Source organism: Picosynechococcus sp. PCC 11901 (assembly GCF_005577135.1).
Lineage (GTDB): Bacteria > Cyanobacteriota > Cyanobacteriia > Cyanobacteriales > MRBY01 > MRBY01.
In genome coordinates, this window is sequence record NZ_CP040360.1 from 351,616 (window position 1) to 374,618 (window position 23,003).

19 protein-coding genes are annotated in these 23,003 nt (G+C 50.8%); 13 read left to right on the plus strand and 6 right to left on the minus strand.

Features of this window, described 5'->3' with window-relative positions; all coding sequences use genetic code 11:
• Positions 1-87: 87 nt before the first annotated feature.
• Together FEK30_RS02715 and FEK30_RS02720 are read right to left on the minus strand one after the other, a co-directional pair.
• A complete protein-coding gene (locus FEK30_RS02715) occupies positions 88-2,400 on the minus strand; it encodes a heavy metal translocating P-type ATPase (protein WP_138071654.1) in 2,313 nt (770 codons plus the stop codon).
• A gap of 69 nt (positions 2,401-2,469) precedes the next feature.
• On the minus strand, positions 2,470-3,222 hold the full coding sequence (locus FEK30_RS02720) for a serine/threonine protein kinase (RefSeq protein WP_138071656.1): 753 nt from the start codon (positions 3,220-3,222) through the stop codon (positions 2,470-2,472).
• Positions 3,223-3,306: 84 nt separating this feature from the next.
• Between FEK30_RS02720 and FEK30_RS02725 the strand changes: the two genes are divergently transcribed.
• The 5 genes from FEK30_RS02725 to FEK30_RS02745 all read left to right on the plus strand — a co-directional run bounded on the left by FEK30_RS02725 (position 3,307) and on the right by FEK30_RS02745 (position 8,334).
• Positions 3,307-3,615 (plus strand): carbon dioxide-concentrating mechanism protein CcmK, encoded by a 309-nt coding sequence (locus FEK30_RS02725; protein WP_062436057.1) that lies wholly within the window; start codon positions 3,307-3,309, stop codon positions 3,613-3,615.
• Between the two features lie 108 nt (positions 3,616-3,723).
• Positions 3,724-4,059, plus strand: a complete 336-nt coding sequence (locus FEK30_RS02730; RefSeq protein WP_062436058.1) for a carbon dioxide-concentrating mechanism protein CcmK — start codon at positions 3,724-3,726, stop codon at positions 4,057-4,059.
• A gap of 126 nt (positions 4,060-4,185) precedes the next feature.
• Positions 4,186-5,472 (plus strand): glutamate-5-semialdehyde dehydrogenase, encoded by a 1,287-nt coding sequence (gene proA, locus FEK30_RS02735; protein ID WP_138071658.1) that lies wholly within the window; start codon positions 4,186-4,188, stop codon positions 5,470-5,472.
• Between the two features lie 682 nt (positions 5,473-6,154).
• Positions 6,155-7,171 (plus strand): hypothetical protein, encoded by a 1,017-nt coding sequence (locus FEK30_RS02740; RefSeq protein ID WP_138071660.1) that lies wholly within the window; start codon positions 6,155-6,157, stop codon positions 7,169-7,171.
• A gap of 41 nt (positions 7,172-7,212) precedes the next feature.
• A complete protein-coding gene (locus FEK30_RS02745; protein WP_065717093.1) occupies positions 7,213-8,334 on the plus strand; it encodes a CARDB domain-containing protein in 1,122 nt (373 codons plus the stop codon).
• Between the two features lie 7 nt (positions 8,335-8,341).
• On the opposite strand, the gene FEK30_RS02750 is transcribed toward FEK30_RS02745, so the two are convergent.
• Positions 8,342-9,664, minus strand: coding sequence for a hypothetical protein (locus FEK30_RS02750; protein ID WP_138071662.1), 1,323 nt, complete (start codon positions 9,662-9,664; stop codon positions 8,342-8,344).
• Positions 9,665-9,745: 81 nt separating this feature from the next.
• Here FEK30_RS02750 and FEK30_RS02755 point away from each other — a divergent pair, with 81 nt between their 5' ends.
• Positions 9,746-10,219, plus strand: coding sequence for a TspO/MBR family protein (locus FEK30_RS02755; protein ID WP_138071664.1), 474 nt, complete (start codon positions 9,746-9,748; stop codon positions 10,217-10,219).
• Positions 10,220-10,222: 3 nt separating this feature from the next.
• On the opposite strand, the gene psb32 is transcribed toward FEK30_RS02755, so the two are convergent.
• Together psb32 and FEK30_RS02765 are read right to left on the minus strand one after the other, a co-directional pair.
• Positions 10,223-10,921 (minus strand): photosystem II repair protein Psb32, encoded by a 699-nt coding sequence (gene psb32, locus FEK30_RS02760; RefSeq protein WP_065711392.1) that lies wholly within the window; start codon positions 10,919-10,921, stop codon positions 10,223-10,225.
• A gap of 327 nt (positions 10,922-11,248) precedes the next feature.
• Positions 11,249-11,707 carry a photosystem I reaction center subunit XI gene (locus FEK30_RS02765; RefSeq protein WP_030007435.1) on the minus strand — a complete coding sequence of 153 codons (459 nt, stop codon included), beginning with the start codon at positions 11,705-11,707 and terminating at the stop codon, positions 11,249-11,251.
• Positions 11,708-11,954: 247 nt separating this feature from the next.
• On the opposite strand from FEK30_RS02765, the gene FEK30_RS02770 reads away from it, so the two are divergent.
• The 5 genes from FEK30_RS02770 (at position 11,955) to FEK30_RS02790 (ending at position 15,554) form a co-directional block, all read left to right on the plus strand.
• Positions 11,955-12,071: a photosystem I reaction center subunit VIII gene (locus FEK30_RS02770; protein ID WP_012308216.1), complete on the plus strand. Its 117-nt coding sequence runs from the start codon at positions 11,955-11,957 to the stop codon at positions 12,069-12,071.
• Positions 12,072-12,287: 216 nt separating this feature from the next.
• On the plus strand, positions 12,288-12,785 hold the full coding sequence (gene sixA, locus FEK30_RS02775) for a phosphohistidine phosphatase SixA (protein ID WP_012308217.1): 498 nt from the start codon (positions 12,288-12,290) through the stop codon (positions 12,783-12,785).
• 82 nt (positions 12,786-12,867) lie between these two features.
• A complete protein-coding gene (locus FEK30_RS02780) occupies positions 12,868-14,010 on the plus strand; it encodes a citrate synthase (protein ID WP_012308218.1) in 1,143 nt (380 codons plus the stop codon).
• A 16-nt stretch (positions 14,011-14,026) separates the two neighbouring features.
• Positions 14,027-14,626: a hypothetical protein gene (locus FEK30_RS02785; protein ID WP_138071666.1), complete on the plus strand. Its 600-nt coding sequence runs from the start codon at positions 14,027-14,029 to the stop codon at positions 14,624-14,626.
• Between the two features lie 7 nt (positions 14,627-14,633).
• Entirely contained in the window at positions 14,634-15,554 is a 921-nt protein-coding gene (locus FEK30_RS02790) for an NAD(+) kinase (RefSeq protein WP_012308220.1), read from the plus strand.
• Between the two features lie 212 nt (positions 15,555-15,766).
• On the opposite strand, the gene FEK30_RS02795 is transcribed toward FEK30_RS02790, so the two are convergent.
• Positions 15,767-16,528 (minus strand): pentapeptide repeat-containing protein, encoded by a 762-nt coding sequence (locus tag FEK30_RS02795; RefSeq protein WP_138071668.1) that lies wholly within the window; start codon positions 16,526-16,528, stop codon positions 15,767-15,769.
• Positions 16,529-16,723: 195 nt separating this feature from the next.
• Here FEK30_RS02795 and sbcC point away from each other — a divergent pair, with 195 nt between their 5' ends.
• Both sbcC and FEK30_RS02805 read left to right on the plus strand, forming a co-directional pair.
• Positions 16,724-19,747, plus strand: a complete 3,024-nt coding sequence (gene sbcC / locus FEK30_RS02800; protein ID WP_138073722.1) for an exonuclease subunit SbcC — start codon at positions 16,724-16,726, stop codon at positions 19,745-19,747.
• A gap of 66 nt (positions 19,748-19,813) precedes the next feature.
• A complete protein-coding gene (locus tag FEK30_RS02805) occupies positions 19,814-22,852 on the plus strand; it encodes an efflux RND transporter permease subunit (RefSeq protein WP_138071670.1) in 3,039 nt (1,012 codons plus the stop codon).
• Positions 22,853-23,003: the final 151 nt, after the last annotated feature.

Consider the following 23,003-nt stretch of genomic DNA (forward strand, 5'->3'; position numbering starts at 1 on the left):
AATATTTAATTCTATTTGACGCCGCATTCATTATGGAATGAATATTTAGAGGCGAGTGCAGTGGTTTAAAAATATTGATGTGAGGCTTTATTGGGGATTTTGATTTGTTTTTTGGAACGATTTTTTTAAGGTGAGGGAATTCGTCACAACTAATACAGAACTCATGGCCATTAAGCCTGCGGCCACAGCGGGACTGAGGGTGAAGTTAAATTGCGGCAAGAGAATCCCTGCGGCGAGGGGAATTGCGATGAGGTTATAGCCAAAGGCCCAGATTAAATTTTGGCGGATCACTTTGACGGTCGCTTGGCTCAGATGGAGGGTTTGGGCAAAATCCATCAGGCGATCGCCCATGAGGATAATGTCGGCGGTGGCGAGGGCAACGTCAGTACTCCCCTGGAGAGAAATGCCAATATCGGCGGTGGCGAGGGCTGGCGCGTCGTTAATGCCATCACCGATCATCGCGACTACTTTTTGTTGAGCCTGGAGGGTACGGAGTGTGGCGGCTTTTTCGATGGGGGAAAGGGCACCTTGATAATGATCAAGCTGGAGAGTTTGAGCAAGATTTTTGACGACGGGTGCTTGATCGCCACTGAGGAGGATTACCTCTAAATTTCTGGCGCGTAGATTTTCGATTAGAGCGGCGGCATCGGGACGAATTGGATCGGCGATCGCCACTAAACCAGCCACCTGGTGATCGATGGCAATAAAAATGGTGGTTTTGCCCGTGGCTGACCAAGTTTCGAGATGGTGATGGCAGGCTTCCGGGATTGTAATTTGGGCGGTCTCAAGCCAGGCTTGGTTGCCAATATGTACCGACTGGTCATTCACTTGACCGACAATGCCTTTTCCCAAAGCGGTTTCAACCTGATCAGGGGCAAAGAGTTCTTGGTTTTGCTGTTGGGCGATCGCCACAAAGGCTTGGCCATAGGGATGGGTGCTGCGCTGTTCCAGGCTCGCGGCCCATTGCAGCAGGGAATCTTGCGACCAAGGGGCAAAGCTAACCCACTCGACAATCTGCGGTTTGCCCTGGGTGAGGGTGCCCGTTTTATCAAAAACAACGGTGGTCAGTTGATTGAGGCGTTCGAGGATATCCCCCCCTTTGATCAAAATGCCCTGCTCAGCCCCAAGACTTGTCCCCACCAGGAGAGCCGTGGGCGTTGCTAACCCCAAGGCACAGGGACAGGCCACCACCAAAACGGCGATCGCCAATTTGAGACTTAAGATTTCTGGGTTCGTCGCCCCTGGATCTAACCAGAGTTGGCTACCGATCAGCTCCCAAAATAAAAAGACCAACACCGCTAAAGCCATCACCCCATAGGCAAAATATCCCGCAATGGTATCCGCCATTTTTTGCACGGGCGCTTTACGGGTCTGGGCCGCTTCTACGGTACGAATAATCTGGGCGAGCATCGTATTTTGGGCCGTTTGGGTGGCTTGCACAATGATCACCCCCAGTTGATTGAGGGTGCCAGCCTTCACCGATGCGCCGACCGTTTTTTCCTGGGGCAGCGCTTCCCCTGTCAACATCGATTCATCCACAGTGGTTTCACCACGAATAATCGCTCCATCCACGGGAATTTTTTCGCCGGGTAAAATGCGCACCCATTCACCAATCTGTACCTGGGCCACGGGAATTGTAATTTCTTCGGTTTCGCCCTTTCGTTCTCGACCCATCAGGCGCGCCCCCTGGGGTTGCAGAGCGAGGAGGGATTCGAGGGCGGCGATCGCCTTGAGTCTGGCATTACCTTCGAGGGTGCGGCCAAGGAAGATAAAACCCAGTAACATCACCGGTTCATCAAAGAAACATTCCCAACCCAACTGGGGCATCAGCCAAGCCACACAGCTTGTCAGGTAGGCGCTCAATGTGCCTAAACCCACCAGAGTATTCATATTGGCATGGCCTTTAATCAGTCCTGTCCAGCCGTCCCGCAAAATCGGCAACCCCGGAATGAATAAGGCCAAGGTGGCGATCGCCCAATGGACACCCATCAAATGAAGCAGGGGAATTTTCAGGCCCGTCAGGTGATGCAAATGGCCCAGGCTCGACGCGAGGAGCAAGACAATCGCCGCCCCCAAACGCCAGTATTGTTCCCGCTGGGATTGGGCGCGTTTTTCTTGGTATTGGTTAAAGGTTTCGACTTCTGTGGTTCGGGGTTCGCTCGGAAAGCCCGCTTGGGATAAACGGTTGGCGATCGCCTCTGGTTGAATTTTTTCTGGCTCATAGGTGACCACCGCCACCTCCGTAATCAGATTCACCACCGCCGAAAGCACCCCAGACTGTCGCGTTAACTGGCGTTCTACGGCCTTGACACAACCCGCACAACGCATCCCCCGGACATCAAAAGTCGTCGTGGTTTGTGGCGCAAGGCGCGATTCGGGAGAAAGAGAACGGGAAGTCATACCAAAGGCCCCAACTGCAACAGGCTGTCCCCTGAGTATGCCAAAAATTTTTCGTCCCAGGGCTGATTATTACCGTTGTTTGCAGCATAGGGTCGCCATAATCGCTTGAAACTGTTCAGAATGGGGTTTTTGTTTGTAAAGTCTCAGGTGCGGCATTAATCTTTGTCGCTGATTCGCCGGAAAATCCGGGGCAAAATAGTCTGCTAAAGCACTCCCCCACAGCAGTCCCTGGATCGCACTGGTTAGGTTTTGGGGGCGGCGGTTCAGGCTAGCACCACTAAAATCTAAGAGCACGGGCTGGCATTGATCATTAACAATCACATCCTGGGTCAAACGCCCCATGTCCCCGCGATCTAACCCCACCTGATCGAGGGCAAAGGCTTGGGAGAGGATATTTTCCATCACCGTCCGCCTCAAGGTTTGATGTACTTGACCTTGGTGGGCCTGCAACCAAGCCAGGAGCGATCGCCCCACCACAAATTCCATTAAGAGGAAATCCGCTGCACCCTTGAGCAAACGGGGGCCAATGCCGATCTGATTGGCTTTTGCTAAACAATCAATTTCTGGCAAAAGGCTATCGTGGTTACTATCCAAACGGCGAATTTTCAGCGCACGGGGCTGCCCCCGCCAAAGCACCATGACCACAACCCCCACGTAACCCAACCCCAGAATCGGTAGAGTACCGAGGTTTTTCGTCCCTACCGCAACCATCGCCTCAATGCCCCACTGTTTCAAATGCGATCGCCGCCGTTCGATCTCCGGTGTTGTCGCCTGGGGATAACCCAAAATCTCCGGGGGCAGTGGCAGCAAAGAACCAGTCAAGACCATTCCAAAAAATTTCCTATAGCAGAAGGGAACCAATGTGGGAGAATATAGCCCTATCCCTTGCCCCCAGGAGTCGAGATTATGCAAGAAGCCGTGGGAGTCATCGAAACCCTAGGTTTTCCCGCCGTCCTTGCCGCCGCTGATGCCATGGTCAAAGCGGGCCGTGTCACCATTGTGTTTTTTGACAAAGCCGAAAGAGGTAATTTTATCGTTGTCATTCGGGGTCGTACCTCAGAAGTGCGCCCTGCCATGGAAGCCGGTCTACGGGCCGCCGAGGAAACTGTCGGTGGTCAAGTGATGAGCCATTACACCGTGCCCAATCCCCCCGATAATGTTGTCGGGATTTTACCCCTGGAATATACCCAGGCCTCCCTCGAATTTCGCTCCTAGTGCAGCGAAGATCTTGGTGTTTTGCCCAGTTTAGAGAATAATATGTGCTTGGGTGAAGAACCAAATATGAATAAGTTTTACTAATCACAAAGATAAAGGAGACCCCCTATGCCCGCTCAAGCTGCGGTTGGATCACTTGAAACAAAAGGCTTTCCCGGAGTACTTGCCGCTGCCGATGCGATGGTTAAAGCCGGTCGTGTAACCCTGGTGGGTTACATTCGGGTTGGTAGTGCCCGCTTCAATATCAACATTCGTGGCGACGTTTCGGAAGTCAAAACGGCAATGGCTGCGGGTATTGAAGCCGTTGAGAAAGCCCATGGTGGCGTTTTAGAATCCTGGGTGATTATTCCCCGTCCCCATCCCAACGTCTGTGCGGTACTGCCCATCGACTACAGCGAAGAAGTTGAACCCTACCGGGCTGCCGTAGAAGGAACCCGCGTTTAAATCAACCTTCTCAAAACCGCAGATTCATTACAGAAAAGCCTATTTTGATGGGCTTTTTTCGTTGTTGGGTCGGGCTACGGGTGATGTTAAATAGAACCATAGGACTGGATAAATTTGGAGGGAATCATGGCAACTCAGCTAATTGACTTGGCGCAACAAACGCGGGCGGCGGCTCAAAAACTAGGCACCTTAAGCCTGGCCCAGCGCAATGATGCTTTGGCAAAAGTGGCCCAGGCTCTCACGGCTAATCAGGCGAAGATCGTCGCGGCAAACCAGGCAGATTGTGAAGCGGCCCAGCGAGAGGGGATTGCGCCAGCCCTCTATGCCCGTCTGAAGTTGGGAGAGAGCAAATTACAAGGGGCGATCGCCGGTATCCAGGATGTGATTAATCTCCCCGATCCCGTCGGCCATCTCCAGCTACACCGAGAATTAGACCAAGATTTAGTGCTGAAGCGGGTCACCTGTCCCCTGGGGGTTTTAGGGATTATTTTTGAGGCCCGCCCGGAAGCCCTAATTCAGATCACCAGCCTCGCAATTAAATCGGGTAATGGTGTGATTCTCAAAGGGGGCAAAGAAGCGATCCAATCCTGCACTGTGTTGACAGAAATCATCCAAACTGCCCTCCAGGACACGGCTGTTTCCCCCCAGGCTGTCACCCTCTTGACCACCCGCGAAGAAATTAAAACCCTCCTGTCCCTCGATGAATATGTGGATTTGATCATCCCGCGCGGTTCCAATGCCTTTGTGCAATATGTGCAGCAAAATACGAATATCCCCGTGCTGGGCCACGCCGACGGCATTTGTCACCTATATGTTGATGTGGCGGCAGATTTAAGCAAAACTATTCCGATTGTCGTCGATGCGAAAACCCAGTATCCGGCGGCTTGTAATGCGGTGGAAACGCTGTTAATTCACGAAAAAATTGCCCCAGAATTTTTACCCCAGATTGCCGCAGCTTTAACGGCGAAACAGGTCACTTTACGCGGCGATGCGGCAACCCAAAAGATCATTCCTGTCCAACCTGCGACGGCAGAAGATTGGCGTACAGAATATAGCGATTTAGTCCTGGCAATTAAAATTGTGCCCGATGTCGAAGCGGCGATCGCCCACATCAATACCTACGGCTCCAAGCATACCGACGGGATTATCACAGAAGATGCTGCCACGGCCCAGATTTTCCTCAATGAAGTGAAAGCAGCGGGCGTTTACCATAATTGCTCGACCCGGTTTGCCGATGGTTTCCGCTACGGCTTCGGTGCAGAAGTAGGCATCAGCACCCAAACCCTGCCACCCCGTGGCCCCGTGGGTTTAGAAGGACTTGTGACCTACAAATATCATCTCGTCGGCAATGGTCAAATCGCCGCGACCTATAGTGGCCCCGATGCCAAGCCTTTTACCCACCGAGATCTCTAGCGATTATGGCGATTATGGCGATCGCCGGATAGATGAAATTCCAATTTGCCCCTAGCTTTGGGGCATTTTTTTTGTGATCAGTGGGATTAATTGACTTTATAAGCAACTTCTTGATTTTTTGTGAAGCATCAGTGGTCATTGTCAATTTAATAGTGATTTAAGAATATAAAATATTTCTTTAGATATAGATCATAGATCGTTTTGTAAAAACAACTTCATCAAAACTGATTGCAATTATTTTTACTCTAAATTTATTTGAATTTGTTTTGTTTTTTGTTGCGGCACTGATCGTATCTTTGAATCCTTTAAATTCATGCTTTAAAATCCATATTAAATATGTAAAATACTTTCGTCGAAAATAAAGAATCGTTTGTTTAAAGCTTTTATAGAGGGTCTTTGTTGAGAATTCCAAGTAAATTTTAAAGACGAAATTTGTTGTTGGGATTTGTCAAAGTTGAAGCAGATAAACACAATTCTTTTATTGCTTAATTTTCAAGAAAAAAACGAATTACAAAAGAAAATCTTAATGCATCAAATTCAAGTAAGCAATGACTTTTTAATTGATTTCAAAATCTGATTCTACGCCATTAAATTTATTGGAGGTCTGTTTAAATACATGAAAAATTATTTAAGGCTGACTTTTCTCAAACTAATAACCTTAGGATTGTGCTGTATTTCTCCTATGCAGTCTAGTCTTGCCCACAGTCCGACTAATTTGCAAAATGACCCGGCCTCTACCAAAACATCTGGGCTTGAATTTCTCGTCGGCGAGTCAGATCTAATTATTTTCGGCGAAGTTATTGACATTCAATATCGCAACTCCCAACCCACACGGGAACAACCCCAAGGATTACCCCATACTTTTGTAACTTACAAAATTCGTGAAACCTTACGGGGCAGAACGTCAGGGGAAACGATTACCTTGCGAGTGCCCGGTGGCGCCGATGGCAGTGGTGGCATCTACATGGAGACGACTGCACCGATATTTGCTCGCAACCAGGCAGATATTTTATTTCTAACCGGGGACGCCGTAACGGAATGTCCCTTGGTAAATTGCGTTGACGGTCGCTTTAGGGTTGTAGACAATCGTGTGTTTAATGGTTGGGGCATTCCCGTGGTTGAAGCGACAGAAAGACTAAGGATTGGGGGAAAACCCCGCTTTGATCTTAATGTGATCGAATTACCAAGGCCTTCTTTTGAGCTGTTATTGAAACAACCAGAAACCCAAAGAATTATTCAGCAAGAAAGCCAGAGAACGGGTCAAAGCATTGCCGAGCTACAACGACGCTACGAAACAGAAGCACCTGCGGCTTATCGGGTGGGTTATGGTTTTCAGGCGGCAGTGGCAGCTGGTGATAATTTCGATTCTCCTGAAGCAGCTCCCATAGAAACCTTTGGGCCGCCCCTCAGTTTGTCTGCGTTTTTTGAAGCTGTGCGTCAGTGGAACAACCGGGTACAACCACCCCAGTCTTCAATCCCATCGGCTGATCCGAACAAACCATTCAATGTGGCTGATCCAAGGTTAGAAGAAGTCAGGGCTGTCACAGTTCCGGATCAGATTACCGAAGAAGAAAAGAATGATGTTCAGGCCCGGGAAGGAGAAGGACAAATTCGTGATCTTTCGCCTAATTTGAGAGACCTTTCACCGCAACCCATTTCACCTGAGCTAAGACCCGACTTAAGACGGATAAACCCCTAATTCAGCCAGAATCACAACCAATTATTACAGGGACTTTTGCTATGAAGTTCAACTTGTTTAATCCCTATCTACTTGCGGCCTCAGCCATTATCTCTGCTTGTTTTATCCTGCCAAAACCCGCCCAGGCAGCTTCCTGGCTGGAGTGTAATGGTGATAGCGGTAAGAAATTACGGTGGAGTGGCAATTCGACAACAGCCCGTATCAATACCATTAGTTTTCCGCCCGGTAGTTTACTGCAATCGGTGGAGCGGGGCATTAACGCGACCAATACCAACCCTTCTCCCTTTGTGATCAACACAACAACGGAAACAGGAGGAGTTGGTAGTGGCAATGGACAAAATGAGATTTACGCGAGTAGTATTTCTCCACCTGGGGTCGCCCGGATGCGGTACCACTGCTACTGGTTATTTGGTTGGCACTATGGTTTAGATGAAGTGGATATTGTCCTTGATTCATCGGGCCGTTCTTGGACGACTTCCCAGAATAAGAGCTCTAATACGGTCTACACGGGGTCTCGTTTGCCGATTGATGCAGTAATTAACCATGAAGCGGGGCATTACCTCGGCTTGATGCACGTTAATTGGGAATACAACGTGATGGGAGACTCTTGGCGGCATCACCATACCAATGGTGCCACAGCACGTACTTATTTTGGGGAAGATGCTTCCCATGGTTCCCGTGTTCTTTACGGCAGTCAAAATTCTACGTTTAATGATGTTTCTGCATCCCACTGGCGCAGAACGGGTGCAAGTGGTGAGTATTCAAGTCATGGGCGGGTAAGGATTCGTAATGCTTCTAATACGGCCACTTTAAGTGGGATTACGATTGCGGGGGAGCCGGGCTATCGCGTCAATCGTGGCAGTACAGTTCGTCCTGAATTTACGATTGAGAATAATGGTAAGCAGACCCATAATAATGTTTCCTATGGGATCTACATTTCAACCAATGACTATATTAGTTATGGTGATACCCGCATTGGCGGTGGGTCGTTTGGGTCGATCCATCCGGCGGACGTTTATACGACGACAATTCCAGTCACGATTCCGAGTAATCTGAATCCTGGTCAAAATTACTGGCTTGGGATCATCGTGGATGAGAACAACACCATCTCTGAGGTCAGTGGTTCTAATAACCGAGCTTACATTCCAATTCGCGTGGACTAAAAAAGCGTTATTGACCTTCTTCTAGGCGTCGTTCCCAATCTTTGGCGAGGTCATCACGCCCTTGCAGTTGTTGATCGAGAAGATCTTGATCAGTGCCATAGGTGATGGTTTCGCCGGTGAGAATTTTCTGGGTTGCAAATTGCTGGGCATAGGCTAGTTTTTGTTGCAGTTCAGGCTCGCCAGTGTTGAGTAGGGCCGCTCGTTCTTGCCGCTGGGCGTTGCGATTTTCGATGGTTTGGTTGCGGCGCTGGAGCCAAAAGTAGCGGCCGAGGGGAACCGCCAAAAAGGCGATCGCATAGGCGAACAAGATGGGATAGAGGGCCTGGGCAAGACCCACCAAGCCGCCGAGTTCGGCCACCAGGGCTGAATCCTGTAACAAAACCCCTAGCATCAGGGCCAAGACTAAATTGACACCCCCAAGGGCGATCGCCAAAAATTTCTGACCTGTAGGAGCAAGGGTAAACGTCCAACGCTGTTCTTCTAAATAGTTGGGGACGGATTTCTGACGGCGTTCCTGGGCTTTGACCTGGAGTTCTGGGAAATAATAAACCAAGTCTCCCGTGGGGGACACTTCCGGGTAGCCATTGAACCGGGCCAAGACCGGTAACATATAACTTTCTTCCGTCTGTTCCGTGGATGATAGCTTATCGAAATAGGGGGAAAGTTGTTCGGCGATCACGGCTCCATCGTTGTTTTGGATGACTTGACCGATGGTTTGCCAGCGACGTTCCTCCAGGTTTGGATTGGGATCACCATCGCCGAATAGAAACGAAAAAACGGCTTCGAGGAAATTCATTCCCCCCTTCTCGGTGTTGCTCGTTGTGCTTTTTGAAGATGTTGCAGAACCATAGCGTCGGGGGCCGTAGTAGTTGGGACTAAAGACGCGAAACGGATTAGGCCCCCACCAAACGAGCCAGGGCAGATTAAAAGAAGAACTACGACGACGGGAGGAATTGTTATTATCCTGACTGCTAGCGGCTGTCACTAGAGCCAGAATGGCGATCGTCATCAAAAGAATCGAGAGGATCAGGGCGATGCCAAAGGAGATCCGAATCAGGAAAAAGACAACTCGCCAGGTTTTATCGAGCCATTCCTGGAGCCGAATTTTGAAATATTTATTGCGGAGGATCGTCCGGAAATTTTTGGGAAACTCAAAGACAACATCCCCGGTTTCTGCCACCTGGAGGTGCCCACCGGCATCGGCCGCGAGATTATAAAGACCGTTTTGGGCCACATTGAGTTCTAGGCCAGCCTGGGTCGCCACTTCCCCGACAGTCGCTCGATATTGGAGGGTTTCGACGGCGCGCATTAGTTGGGGCGAGAAGGTCATGGCTCTTTGGATCGTTAGAAATAATCTGGGGGGCTTCTGTTACCAGTATAGAATTGGGTTGAAATTCTGGGGGACAGAGAAATGCTGGGAACGGGATTATTGATCACCTTGGTGGCGATCGCCCTTGGGGTGTTGCTCAACCGAGCGATTCGCGCCGATCAACGCTGGTTTTTCCAATTGCGCCGTCCGGTCTGGCTCACCTTTGAAGGCATTATCCCGGTGGTGTGGACGAGTATTTTTATTTGTGGGATTATTTCCGCCACTTATGTCTGGCATGCAGATCCCCAGGGGTTTCGCACCTGGCTGTTGATGGCGGGCTATGGTCTGTTGGAGTTGGTGATCTTGGCCTATACCCCTGTGATGTGCAAAACCCGCAGCCTAACGGTGGGAACCATTATTGGGGCTGCGGGTTTCGTAGTGGGTTTATTGTTGGCGATCGCCGTTTTTCCCGTCTCGAAAACGAGTTTTTGGCTTTTGTTGCCTTTTTTGCTGTGGAGTCCAGTCGGCACCTACATCACCTGGGAAATGATTTGGCTTAATCCTGGCAAAAGTTAATCCCTAGCGCACGTACCACCAGTAAGTAGCCATGGGAATGATTGTCGCCAAGAGAAGCAACACCACGACCCAAATGGTTGAACTGGTTGTTTTTGTGTCTTCGGCCTTGGTGAAAGTGCTTTCGATGTTAATTTCGGCAATGTCTGGGGGGCCAGGATCTGCTTCCCCATTCAAAATGGTGCCAATGCGGGCCTCAGCATCCAGGAAGGCTTGGTTATAGGAACTGCTGCGCAGAGGGTAACCGATGGTTTCTCCGGTAATACTCTCGGCTGTCTCCGGTGGAATCAACTCCTGGATATTATTTCCCAGGGCGATCGCCACATTATTCGTCAGCACATCCATCGCCACCACGATTTCATCAGCCCCCGCTTCTGGTGTCGGAAACCACTTGGCAAAGACCTTGTCGGTAAATTCTTCCATGGTCTGACCATAATCAAGGCGACGAATCGCGACAAAATGCAGACCCTTGCCCGTTGTTTCAGCTAACTCGCTGAGCTCTCGATTTAAACGCCCTTCGTTGGCACGACTAATTGCTTCTGCTTGATCCACAATCCAGATCGGTTGATCCCCCGTGGCGTAGGGCACATCATAAACACCAGTGGCCTGGGCTGCCGAAACAAAACTCCCAAAGGTAAACAATACCGTTGCGAGCCACACCCCCAGTTTTTGCCACCATTGCAAGCTTTTGGGTTGAGATATCATCTTAAAAACTAGTCCAAAAATTGTGCGTATCTTTTAGGTTCTAGAATAAACCAAGGGCGATCGCCACCGAAACTAACTGGCCTTTGAGCCGCGCCGATTAGCCCAGTCGCGCTTTTCCTTAAGCCCCTTAAATTTTAAACATTGAATTCTGTCAGACACAAAAAAACCCAGTGAACTTTCACCGGGCTTTACAAACAACAAACTCAATTGACCAGATCTACTAATTTGTAATTTTTAAAGTCATATATTGTGGCGGCCGTCGAATAACCAAATAGAACATTAGATTATCCTACAGAACACCTTGTATAAAAACTTATCAACCAATCCCTAGATGGTGTACATCATCGGTAAAGCAATACAGAGACCATAGGCAACCAGGGCACCACCACAGCCGCCAATCAAGAAGCCAGCCGCAAACTCGCTCCAGCCTTCTTTGGTTCCTAGATTTTCAGGAGGATTGGGCGTGGTTAGGGTTGCGGTGGGTGTGCTAACGCCGACACTTCCGTAGAGGGAAAGGGCAAGGGTCAACAGGGAAATCAAGCCAACGGTTCCTAATAGGCCAGCAACTCCAGCAAAGTCTGCATTCCGCAGCGGGCCGAGGAGAGCAAAGGGGCCATAGAGGAAATAACCATGGGCCATGCCAATTTCTAGACCACGGCGCTGTGCCGAAAGTCCTTGACGATAACCCGGTAGATTATTAATGAAAGCTTTACTAAATGCAGAAGCATTAATCGGAGTCGCGAGGTTTCCTACTTGAGGATCTCCACCATGTTGAATAATGTCCATTTAATGTTTAAGCTCCTCTCAAAACAAACTTACAATTTAAGTTCAGATAAACACTTGTTACGGATTATAAGAGATATTGCTAGATTTACTGGCTTTCTTAGTATTTGGCAACATTTAGGGCAAGTCCTGGGAATTTCGGCCATTTATGTTAAGAATCGTAATGTCTGTTCCCTCCCAAGACCTCTGGCAGTAATATCCAAGGTATTGTGAAAACCAGTTTGTTAATAGCATTTAGGAAAGATTTAATATGAACGGCGCCTACGCAGCTTCTTTTCTGCCTGTAATCCTTGTCCCCTTGGCGGGTGTTGTTTTCCCGGCTTTAGCGATGGGACTTCTGTTTAACTACATCGAATCTGACGCTTAAGTAAAAAATTCTGGGCGATCGCCTCAGGAATTTACCTCACATCTAAGATTGTTCTCATTTCCCCATGCACCGTAACCAGAGGTTGTGTGGGGAATTGTTTTTGGGGTGTGGCACCCTGGGATCAGGGCAAGCTTGGCCCATTGCTGGCCATTGTCGTTAAGAATAGAAAATGGCTGCTGCGTGTTTTAGCACCATCATCTCCCAGGAGGAAAAGTAATGGAATTATATTTTTTTCGCCATGGCATCGCCGCTGACCGGGCTGATTATGCAGAGGATGGCGATCGCCCTTTGACGACCAAAGGCGAAACCCGAACAAAACTTGTGGCCCAACGATTACAGCAGCTTGGTCTCCACTTTGAGGGGATTTTAACCAGTCCTTTATTACGGGCCAGACAAACCGCAGAAATTTTGGCCGCCGCAGAACTAGGCCCCCATCCCCAGGTTTTCCAAGGTTTAGCACCGAGGGGTTCCCTGGGAGCATTTTTAGCCTGGCTAGAACGCTGGGAAGCGGCTCCGGATGCAAAATTAGTCCTTGTGGGCCATCAACCAGACTTGGGCGAATGGGCTGAGGCGATCGCCTTTGGTCAGACAGGCCACCACCTCAACCTCAAAAAAGCAGGCATCATTGGCCTTCGTTCCGGTGCCGCCCGGATCCAAGCCCACACCGATAATGAGCTATTTTTGTTGACCTCGCCAAAATGGCTACTGCCATAATCCCCGTGATAGGCTAAGTTAGCCACGGGCATCAAGAAATTAGCCTCAATATTATTTTTAGGATCTAATCAAGGTACACAGTATGACGACTGGTTGCGAATTTAAACCCGGCTTAGAAGGAATTCCTGCAGCCCAATCCAGCATTAGCTTCGTCGATGGAAAAAATGGCATCCTCGAATACCGGGGGATCCCGATTCAAGAATTGGCCGAAAAAAGTTCTTTCCTCGAAGTTGCCTACCTCCTGATCTGGGGTGAACTGCCGACCTACCAGGAACTTGAAGATTTTAAAAACGATATTCTCTATCACCGTCGGATCAAATACCGCATCCGGGACATGATGAAATGTTTTCCCGAAACCGGTCACCCGATGGATTCTTTGCAAACATCGGCGGCGGCCCTGGGGCTATTTTATTCCCGGCGTGCCTTGGATGATCCAGAGTACATTCGCCACGCCGTTGTTCGTCTGTTAGCCAAAATCCCCACCATGGTTGCGGCGGCCAATTCGATGCGCAAGGGAAATGATCCGGTTCAGCCCAACGATAGCCTTGATTACGCGGCGAATTTTCTCTACATGATGACCGAGCGTCGCCCCTACGATCTCCAGGCAAAGATTTTTGACATTTGCTTGATGCTCCACGCCGAACACACGATCAATGCTTCCACTTTTTCGGCGATGGTGACGGCTTCTACCTTGACGGATCCCTACGCGGTAATTGCGTCTGCCGTTGGCACCTTGGCCGGGCCGTTGCATGGAGGGGCGAACGAAGAAGTGCTTTTGATGCTCGAAGAAATTGGCTCCGTCGAAAATGTTCGTGGGTATGTCGAGACCTGTGTCGCGAATAAACAAAAGATCATGGGCTTCGGCCACCGGGTTTATAAGGTCAAAGATCCCCGGGCGGTGATCCTCCAGAGGTTAGCAGAAGAACTGTTTGAACTCGAAGGGGAAGACCCGTACTACAAGATTGCCCTGGAATTAGAAAAAATTGTTGAGGAAAAATACGGCCACAAGGGGATTTTCGCCAACGTTGATTTCTATTCGGGCTTGGTTTACCGCAAGTTAGGGATTCCGAGCGATCTATTCACGCCCCTGTTTGCGATCGCCAGGGTTGCGGGTTGGCTCGCCCACTGGAAAGAACAACTGGGTGTCAACCGGATTTTCCGGCCGACCCAGGTCTATACCGGTGTGCATAATCAAATCTATATTCCAGTAGAAAAACGCGGCTAAAGGGACAGTGTTCACGATGAAATTATGCCGATGGCGCAGCTTAGGACTGGGGGTATTGCTGCTCTTTCTGTGGGGCTGTGGGGCAAATCCCCCTGGCCTGGAAACCGAAATCCTGACCCCCAGCAATCAATGGCAAACCCTCACTACAGAACAGGTGCAGTTGGACGTTCCACCGGGCTATGTGGGCGGCAATCCAGGCTCAGATCTCCCCGCTCTGGCAGCCACCTTAGAGGCCTGGGATAAAGGCGATCGCCTTGAATGGCTTAATCAAAATGCCGAAACCCTAGAATTGCTTGCTTTCCAAGCAGAGGGCGATCGCCTGAACAGCATCACCATCGTCCAAGAAGAACGCCCGGAAGCCCTGACCTTAGAGGATTATCTCCAACAACAGGTGGCGACACTCCAGGCCGCTGGCATTACGGTGAGCCTCACCCAAACGGCGGATCAAGGGCGCTTAGAATTGAACCGAGGCGACCTCACCCAGGTGAGTTATGTCTATCCAGAAACGACCACCTTTTGGGTAATTACCTATAGTAGTGATAGACCCACCGCTGCCTTTACGGCTGGGGTCGAGCAAAGCCAACAAAGTTTTCAGGTGCGCCCCGAGTCATCTTAGAAATGCCGTGAACCTTGATCAAGTAATCATTGCCTATAAAGCGGGTGACCCCTTTGCCAAAAAATGGGCCGAACGCTGTGCCCATGAATTAGAAGCCCAGGGGAGTCGGATTTTGCTCGGCCCCAGCGGCTTTAAGGATAATCCTTACCCTGTGTTTTTGGCCTCGGTCAGTGAACCGATTGATCTCGCCATTGTCCTGGGGGGAGATGGCACCGTTTTAGCAGCAGCCCGCCACCTCTCTAAGGAAAATATTCCGATTTTGGCGGTGAATGTCGGCGGCCACCTGGGCTTTTTGACTGAACCTTTTGAGCAGCTTGAAAATAGTCAGGCCCTTTGGGAGCGACTCCGCAACGACACCTACGCGGTGGAAACCCGGATGATGTTAGAGGCCAAAATCTGTGAAGGTGATCGCCAAGATCCAGAAATTGTCAGCGAAACCTTCTATGCCCTCAATGAAATGTGTGTCAAACCCGCTGCCGTTGACCGGATGCCCACAGCCGTCTTTGAAATGGAAGTCGATTGCACCATTGTGGATCAGTACCACGGGGACGGGCTATTGGTGGCGACTTCCACTGGGTCAACCTGTTACACCGCTTCTGCAAATGGGCCGATTATGCACCCTGGCCTAGAGGCGATTGTGGTAACGCCCATCTGTCCTTTGAGTCTGTCGAGTCGCCCGATTGTCTTGCCCGCCCGCTCTAATGTGGATATCTGGCCCCTCGGAGACTACGACCTGAATAACAAGCTCTGGATGGATGGGGCCTTGGCTACTTCAGTTTGGCCGGGCCAGTGGGTCAATGTCCAAAAGGCCCATTGTTACTGCAAATTCATTATCCTGCGGGAAACCTATTCGTTTTACCAAACCATTCGCGATAAGCTCCAGTGGGCCGGATCGCGGATCCGCTACCAGAATAATCACCGCAATTGAGCTTAGAGTCCATTTATGAAGCCCCTAAGCCCCGAATTTGGGGAGATTTAGGCTTCGACGTGAGACTTCGGCGTGAGACTTCGGCGTGAGCTCAGTCGAACGCTCAGTCGAACGGGACAAATTAAGAAATTCATTTACTTTATAAATAGCTTATAAATAGCCTCGCCCAGGCAAAAGAGATGGCGAAAAAGTTTGGGAACAGCCTAGAAGTTTTAAAAGAAGAAACGCAACAGCACGGAGCTAATGGCGCTGAGGATATTGCCAGCAGTATTTCCAGAATCTTGTTTCGGGTTGAGGGCGAGGTCAATTTCATCGAGTAATCTCTGGCTGGCATCTACTCCTACGGTCGATCCTTGGCTGGTGAACAGGGTTTGGGCAAAGGTGGCATCTTGTTGGGCCTGGGCAAAATCGCGCAGTTGGTAGCGGGCGATTGCCCGGGATAGATAAATGGCCCCATTGTCGGGTTCTTGGTTGGCGGCGGCATCATAGTAGGCGATCGCCATGCGGTAATTTTTATTTTCCCCTTCCACAAAGCCCCATTGATAAAGTTGCTCCGCCGAAACGGGAGCATCCAACAGCCCCACCGCCCGCGCAATGTAGAACGTCCGCAGGGAAGTATTGGTAAAATTCGCCCCGGCTAAATAGGCTTCCCGGAGATCCGCGCCGTCTAAATTGGCCCCTTCTAGATCAGCCCCGGCTAAATTGGCCCCTACCAGGGAAGCTCCCGTCAAATTGGCCCCCCGCAGATCCGCAAGGCTCAGATCCGCCCGGCTCAGGTTCGCTTGACGTAAATCCGCCCCCCGCAGGTCAGCCCCATCTAAGCGGGCATTGGCAAGGCCGCTCCGGGTCAGTTGGCAGTTCTGACATTGACGACTCGATAGCAGTTGGCTCAGGTGGGTTAGGTTTTCGGCCCGTACCTGGGGGGCGATCGCCAAAGGCAAAAAACAACAGGCGGTAAAGAGTAGCTTTTTCATCGGGAATTGGGGAGGGAGGACTGGAACTGTAGACCATCAATCAGGGCAAAACGTTTCCGGCTACCACCGATTTTTCTGCGTCCATGGTAACAGTCAGGTTCTCGCGAGATGACAGATCCATAAAATTCTTTGGGGTTGGGGGACGAAACAACGGGGATATGATGGGGATTAGTGTTTGTTGCCGACAGTCTGCCCATGACGCCCCTAAAACTTACCCTGAAAAATTTCCTCAGTTACCGTGATGCTGTTCTAGATTTCACGGGCTTTCACACGGCCTGTATTTGTGGGCCAAATGGAGCCGGGAAATCATCCCTGTTAGAAGCGGTGACTTGGGTCATCTGGGGCAAAAGTCGCACCAGCAGTGCCGATGACGTGATCCACATGGGCGAAATGGATGTACGGGTTGATTTTGAGCTACTTTGTCACCAACAGGTTTATCGAATCATTCGAATGCGATCGCGGGGGCGAGGGGCGACTTTACAATTCCAAGTGCGATCGCCAACGGGGGACTTTACCACCATCACAGGTAAGGGGATCCGGGAAACCCAAGAGCTCATCGACCAAGAGATCAAACTAGACTACGACACGTTTATCAATTCCGCCTATCTACGTCAGGGCCACGCCGATGAATTTATGGTGGCCAAGCCCGCAGACCGCAAAAAGATTTTGAGTGATCTCCTCAAGCTTGACCGTTACGAAAGCCTCGCCCAACTCGCTAAGGACAAAGCGAGATCTTTTAAACTCAAGGCCGATCTTCTCGAAGAAAGCCTCGCGCCTCAAACTGAACAACTCCGGGCAAAACCGCAGCTAGAAGCAGAACTCGCCGCCATCGAACAGACCATTAGCGAAGGCAAGCAACGGGAAAACCAACTCCAGGATCAGCTCCAAAAAATTCAGGCGATCGCCCAACAACGGCAATTCCTGAAAAACCAAGTCGATACGTCCCAGCAACAGTACCAGCGCCGCCACCAAGACCTGACGCGCCTCAGCACCCAGGCTCAACAGATTCAGCAGGATTTAGCGCAAAATACAGCGATTCTGCACCAGACCGACACCATCGAAGCCGAATACCAACGTTGGCAAACCCTCCAGCAGCAGGAAGAACAGCTCAACCAAATATCCCAGCAATACCAAGACCTCCAGCAGGAACAACAAACCATTCAGCAAACTATCCAGGCAGAGGAAAACGAGGGGCAACGGCAGATTCAGCAGCTAGAAGTGCAAATCCAAACCCTCACCCAACAGCAAGCAGCAGTCGAAGAAACGTTGGCGATCGCCCCCGACTTGACCACCGCCCTAGACCAACTAAAACGTACTCGAAACCAGATCAATCGCCTCGAAGCCGCCCACCACCAAGCCCAACCCCTCCTCCAGCAACGGCAACAGCTAGAAAACCAAATTAGTCAGGCCGCCGAAAAACTGAAGTTACAATTGGCCGCATCCCGACAGCAACAGCAAAACCTTGCAGAAAAAGTTGCCCAAATTCCCCAACAGCGGGCGGAATTGCAGCGCCTCGATCAAACCATGGCCGATCTGGACCGCCAGAAAAAACATCTAGATCAGATTCAGCAACAACGCCTTGATATTTCCACCCAACAAGCCCGTCTCCAGGACGCCGAGCGCAACTGCCAAACGCAACTCCAGGAACTCCAACAAAAACTTGCCCTGCTGCAACAACCGGGGGCGACTTGTCCCCTCTGCGAACAAAACCTCGACCATGACCACCACCAAAATGTGATGGCCAAAACCCAGGCCCAGTACAGTGTCACTGAAGCAGAAATTCTCACCTTCCAAAATGAACTTAAACGTTGCGATCAACTGCTGCGCGACTACAACCAGGAACTGACGGCCCTCGACCAAGTCCGGAGTAGCTATGAAAGCTATGACCAACAGATGATCCGCCTGGAGCAGGCCATTGAAACGAACCAAGCCCTCGAAAAGGAATTGAAACAGGTAGAACAAGAATTACTCAGCCTAGAGCGCGCCCTCCGCCTGGAAGCCTACGCCGAGGATCTGCAGGCAGAATTGGCGGAAGTGCAGCACCAGTTAGAGACCCTGGAATATGATGAATCCCAATTGGCGATCGCCAGGGAAACGGAAAAAGAATACCGTTGGGCAGAACTCAAAGAGGTGGAATTAAACCAAGCGCGCCAACGCCTGGATACCCTCCAGCGGGAACTGCCCGAACGGGAAGCAGCACTTGAAACCCAGCGCCATCAACTCGACCAAAATAGACAAACATCTCCCTGGCAAGTCCGCCTCACGCAACTCCAGGAACAGTTAAACGCCCTCAACTACGACCGCAACGCCCACCAACAACTCCGCCAAGCACTCCAGCAGGGGCAAATTTGGCAACAGCGTTACCTCGAACTGGGCCAAGCCCAACGGCAACAAACCAGCCTCGAAGCGCAACTACAGGATTTAAACCAACGTCAAACGGTCGCCCAAACGGAGCTGGCGCAACTCGAACAACAAATTACGCAATTGCAGGAAAATTTAGACAATCTTCACGCTGATCAAGGGGAGATTAACCACCTAGAGAGTCAATTGCAAACCTGTCGCCAAGCCCTAGAAACAGCAATTACCCAACGCGGCCAACGGCAACAATCCTTAGAAAATCTCCAGGCGATCGCCACCGCCCAGAAAAATAGCAAAACGGAACTCAAGGAACTGCGACGCCAATACCGAATTCACCATGAACTCGGTCAAGCCTTCGGTAAAAATGGGATTCAGGCCCTGATGATCGAAAATGCCCTGCCCCAACTAGAGGCCGAAACCAACCAAATCCTCGGTCGCCTCACAGAGCACCAATTCCATGTGCAGTTCCTCACCCAAAAAGCTAAGAAAGGCAGCAAAAAAACTGCCGCCCAGATGATCGATACCCTCGATATTGTCATTGCCGACGTCCGGGGCACCCGCGCCTACGAAACCTATTCCGGGGGGGAAGCATTCCGGATCAACTTTTCAATCCGCCTCGCCCTCGCAAAACTCTTAGCCTACCGTTCGGGCACCACCTTGCAAATGCTGGTCATTGATGAAGGCTTTGGCACCCAGGACACCGAAGGCTGTAACCGCTTAATCGGGGCGATCAATGCGATCGCCGCTGACTTTGCTTGTATCCTCGCTGTGACCCACATTCCCCAGTTCAAGGAAGCCTTTCAAAGCCGCATCGAAGTCTACAAAGATCAGCAGGGCTCCCAACTCCAGGTCAACAACTAACCCCCATATTGCCAACAACTGTGCCTAGAATAGAAACCGTAACAAATCGCAACAGTTGCCCCTGGTATGTCCTTTCACCTCTCTGCCTGGTCCATCAAAAATCCAGTGCCGACCCTCGTGGCCTTCATGATTATGACCATCGTGGGGATCTATTCGTTTTTGAATCTTGGCATTGATAATACGCCAAACATCGATATTTCTGCCGTGACCGTGAGCGTCAGCCAGCCAGGGGCCGCCCCAGAAGAGATTGAAACGGAAATTACCAAAAAAATTGAAGATTCCGTCGCGAGCCTCGCCAATATTGATCAAATCACCTCCACCGTGACCGATGGCAATTCCCAGACGGTCGTGAATTTCGAATTAGGCACCGACACCGACCAGGCGACCAATGATGTGCGCAATGCGATCGCCCAAATTCGCTCATCTCTACCCCAGGACATCACCGATCCCATTGTCCAAAAACTTGATTTTGCTGGGGGAGCCGTGATGACCTATGCCCTCTCCTCTGGGGAGCGCACCGTCGAAGAACTCAGTGATCTCATCGATCGTCGCATTGGCCGAGAACTGACCAATGTAGAAGGGGTGGCCGAAATTCAACGGCTGGGTGGTGTTGACCGGGAGATTCGCGTCGATCTCGATCCTGATTTGTTACAGAGCTTGGGGATCACCGCAACCCAAGTTAATGACCAGATTGCTCAATTTAATCTCAACCGTCCGGGGGGCCGCCTCGAACTGGGGGGCAATGAGCAAAATGTCCGGACTCTTGGTAGTGCAGAAAGCATTCAAGAATTGCAGCAATACCCGATCACGTTACCCAACGGAGATCTAGTGTCCTTAGAAAATCTGGGCCGCGTGGAAGATAGCTTCCGGGAACCCAGGGTGGCGGCGACCCTCAATAATGAGCCGGTGGTGGCATTCTCCGTACTTCGGAGTCCTGGGAGTACCGTTGTCGGCGTTGATCAAGGGATCCGAAAGGCGATCGCCGAGTTGCAAACCACCCTCCCAGAGGATCTCCGTTTCGATTTGATTTTTACCCGCGCCACAGAGATTCAAGCCTCCTATGACGGCACCATTATGGCCCTGTGGGCGGGCTGCATTTTAACGGTGATTACCGTGGGCTTTTTCCTCAAGGACTGGCGCGCCACCTTGATCACCGCTGCCGCCTTGCCCCTCTCCATTGTGCCGACGTTCTTTGTGATGCAGGCCCTCGACTATACCCTGAACGGGATGACCCTCCTCGCCTTGGCCCTGGCGATCGGTAACTTAGTCGATGATGCGATCTGCATGATTGAAAATATCGACCAACACCTGCAAATGGGCAAAAGACCTTTCCAGGCTGCCATCGATGGCGCCAGGGAAATTGGCCTCGCCGTAGTGGCAACCACCGCAACCATTGTGGCTGTATTTCTGCCCGTGGCCTTTATGGGGGGCGTGCCGGGACAATTCTTCCAACCCTTTGGGGTCACCGTCGCCGTCTCAACGATGTTCTCGACCCTGGTGGCCACCACCATGACGCCGATGCTGAGTGCCTACCTATTAAAATCAAAACTAGGGGCTTTTAATGGCCAGAAACAACCGGGTTTTTACCGGAATCTGCTCGGCTGGGCGCTGCGCCATCGTCTCACGACCCTCCTCGTTGCCCTAGCCTTTTTTATCGGTAGCCTCCAGCTGATCCCCTTTATTCCTACAGGACTTTTTAGCAGTAGCGACACGGGCATTAGTACGATCGCCTTTGATCTGCCCCCCGGTGCCACCTTGGCCGATAGCGAGCAAGTGATGACGGAAGTGAGCGATCGCCTCCAGGCCAATCCCGCCGTGAGTAGTGTTTTGGCAACGGCGACCAACATCAACAGCGGCACCATTTATGTCAACCTTGTGCCCCAAGCGGAACGGGTTTCCCAGGCAGAATTTGAACAAACCCTACGGCGTGATTTCCAAACGATTCCGGGGGCAAGGGTCTCCTTCCAAAGTACGGGCGGGACAGGCAACTCTAAAGATCTCTCCATTGTGCTCAAAAGTGAAAATGCCCCGCTTCTATTAGAAACAGCGACGACCCTAGAGCAACAGATGGGCAGCGTACCGGGGTTAGTGGACATTTCGTCGAGCGCAAGCTTGGTTAAACCCGAACTAATCATTCAGCCTGATCCCCAACGGGCCGCCGATCTTGGTGTTTCTGTGGCGGCTATCTCTCGCACCGCTTCCCTGGCGTTAATTGGCGATAACGATTTTAATTTGCCCAAATTTAATTTAAGCGATCGCCAAATCCCGATCCGCGTTCAACTCGATCCCGCCCAACGCAGCAACATTGAAACCCTGAAAAATCTCCAGGTACCGAGTAACACCGGTGAATTAGTCCCCCTAGCTGCTGTAGCTGAATTAAAGCTCGGTAGTGGTTCGGCCCAGATCGACCGCTTTAATCGCTTCCGTCAAGTGGAAGTGGGGGCTAACCTAGAAGGAACATCCCTAGGGGATGCCTTTGCTGCCGTGAATGCCTTGCCCGTGATGAGCCCCTTACCTTCTGGCGTGACCATTGAACCCGCGGGCGACGCAGAAATTATGCGCGATATTTTTAGCCGTTTCCTCACGGCGTTGGGGGCGGCTGTCCTGTGCATCTATGCAATTCTGGTGCTGCTTTACAACAACTTCCTCTATCCCTTTGGGATTCTAACCGCTTTGCCTCTCTCCATTGGGGGGGCTTTGTTGGGGCTGATGATTACCCAAAAGGAACTGGGTTTATTTGCCCTGATTGGCATTGTGTTGTTGATGGGTCTGGTGACAAAAAACGCAATCTTACTGGTGGACTTTACCCTCTCTGGCCTACGGGAAGGCAAAACCCTGAAAAAATCCCTCGTTGAAGCTGGGGTCTCCCGGTTACGGCCCATCTGTATGACATCCCTCTCGACCATTGCCGGGATGTTGCCCATTGCCCTGGAGTTGGGGGCCGATGGTGCGACCCGGAGTCCGATGGCGATCGCCGTGATTGGGGGCTTTAGTACCTCCACCGTTTTGACCCTGATCGTCGTACCGGTGATCTTTACCTACATTTATCGCTTTGTCCGCTGGCTCGTTAAACCCTTCCAAAATGCCCAATCTGCGCCCCTATGATTTCCTGCCACAAAATTACAGATTTTATCGGACTTGCTCGGATCACCGAAATTTTGTGTCACCATAGTACATCCGAGTAATTTTTATCGATATTGCAGGCCTGACCCTTAAACCATTCCAGGCCAATCCGAATTAGCTCCTACAGAAGAAG